This is a genomic window from Ornithinicoccus halotolerans (assembly GCF_009602535.1).
In the GTDB taxonomy this organism is placed as follows: domain Bacteria; phylum Actinomycetota; class Actinomycetes; order Actinomycetales; family Dermatophilaceae; genus Ornithinicoccus; species Ornithinicoccus halotolerans.
Map to the genome: position 1 here is coordinate 1 of NZ_WIQI01000197.1, position 1,917 is coordinate 1,917.

Genomic DNA, 1,917 nt, shown 5'->3' on the forward strand with positions numbered 1-1,917 from the left:
CGTGTAGCCGCGGTCGGTGTAGCCGCGCATCTCCTCCTGGAGGGCCGTCAGGTCCGTCCCGGGGTAGTAGTAGCCCACCCGCGCCGACCGGCTGCGGGCCGCTCACGCCGGGGGGTCCCCGTCCCCGGCGCCCCCTGCGCCCGGCGCGCGTAGCCGCTCCTGCAGCACCCGGTGTGCGGCTGCGGCGGCTTCGGCGCGGTCCGCCAGCGTCTGCCCGCTCGCCCGGTCCAGCTCGCGCAGCGCCTGGTCCACGACCGAGTCGCCGGTGACCGGGGGGCCGGTCGTCGGGGTCTGCTGCTCGCGCTGCTCGTTCATCGCTCCCACGCTAGCCCCACCACCGGGCGAGATCGTGCAGGCTGTCCACGACGACGTCGGGGCGGTGGTCCGGTGACGCCTGCTCGACGTCCTCGCGACCGTGGACACCGGTCAGCACGAGCGCGGTCGGGATGCCTGCGGTACGGGCGCCGACGATGTCGGTCTCGAGCCGGTCGCCGACGGCGAGCACCTCCTCGGCCCGCAGCCCGAGCAGCTGCAGCGCTCGACGGTAGGCCGGGGCGTGCGGCTTGCCGGCGATCAGGCCCGGTTGCTGTCCGGTGGCGTGTGCCACGCTCGCGAGCAGGGCACCGTTGCCGGGGGCCAGCCCCCGTGGCGTGGGCAGCGTGGCGTCGGTGTTGGTGGCCACCCAGAGCGCACCGGCGCGCACGGCGTAGACCGCCTCGGTCAGGTCGGTGACCGTCACGTCCGTGCCGTACCCCTGCACGACCGCCCACGGCACCGGCTCCTCGCCCCCTGCCAGCTCCCCGGCGGTCACGGTCGCGACCCCGCGGTCCAGCAGCGCCCTGCGGACCCCCGGGCCGCCGACCGCCAGCACCCGCCGGGCCTCGTCCCGCTCGGGGTGCTCGGCGACCTCGTCGGCGGCGACCTGTGAGCTGGTGAGAACCTCGGCCTCCATCGCCGGCACGCCCATACCGGCCAGCCGCTCGGCGATGCCCGCGGCGGTGTGGCCGGCGTTGTTGGTCAGGTAGAGGATCGCGATCCCGCGCTGGCGGGCCTCGGTCAGTCCCTCGATGGCGCCCGGGCAGGGCTGGCTCCCCCGGTACACCACGCCGTCGAGGTCACAGATCAGCCCGCGCACCGAGCCGTGCTCCACGCTCACGGACCTGCCCCGCCGGCCTGTCCCGGCGGCTGCAGCAGCGCGAGCCGCTCCTCGGCGTCGGTCTCCCCCTCCGGGTCGGCCTCGAGAGCCCGGCTGAACCACTCCCGTGCCTGCTCGCCCTTGCCCGCGGCCTCGAGGGCGTCCGCGTACGCATAGGACAGCCGCGCTGTGGGCTGCGGCTGGGCGCGCAGCAGGTCCCGGAGGTCCAGCACGGCCGCCTCGGTCTGCCCCAGGTCCCGGCGGGCCCCGGCGGCGACGATCGCCAGCTCCACGCGCTCCTCCGCTGCGAGCCCGGCTGCCTCCCGAGACTGGGCCAGCTCCAGGGCACGTTCGGGCCGGCCGAGGCCTCGCTCGCAGTCGGCCAGCAGCGGCAGCACGTGGCTGGAGCCGGAGAGCCGGCGCGCGGTGCGCAGCTCGGCCAGCGCCTTGGCCCACTCCCCGTCGCGGTAGTAGACGATCCCGAGGGCCTCGCGCACGGCAGCGATCCTCCCGGCCCGGCGGCCGGCGGCCTCGGCGTGCTCCCGGGCACGCACCAGGTCACCCTCGGCCAGCGCCAGCCCGGTGGCGACGAGGTGCCGGGCGACGGTGTCGGCGTTGTCCTTGGACAACGTGCGCAGCTCCCGCCGGACGGCAGGGTCCAGGTCGCTGGCGACGATGTCCTCATCGAGCGCCGGCTCCGGTGGCCGCGGCCGTCGCTCACCACGGTGGTCGGCGCCGCGGTCACGCTCCTCGCGCGGCCCGCGGCGGTCACGCTCCTCGCG

The 1,917-nt window shown here is 76.5% G+C and carries 3 protein-coding genes; all 3 read right to left on the bottom strand.

Annotated features, from left to right (window positions below; translation table 11 throughout):
* Positions 1-102: 102 nt before the first annotated feature.
* Positions 103-315 (bottom strand): hypothetical protein, encoded by a 213-nt coding sequence (locus GFJ45_RS15950; protein ID WP_153399052.1) that lies wholly within the window; start codon positions 313-315, stop codon positions 103-105.
* A gap of 10 nt (positions 316-325) precedes the next feature.
* Positions 326-1,156: an HAD-IIA family hydrolase gene (locus GFJ45_RS15955; protein ID WP_228387208.1), complete on the bottom strand. Its 831-nt coding sequence runs from the start codon at positions 1,154-1,156 to the stop codon at positions 326-328.
* The coding region (locus GFJ45_RS16570; protein ID WP_194288738.1) for a tetratricopeptide repeat protein at positions 1,153-1,917 on the bottom strand (765 nt) is incomplete at its 5' end. The genes GFJ45_RS15955 and GFJ45_RS16570, both read right to left, overlap by 4 nt.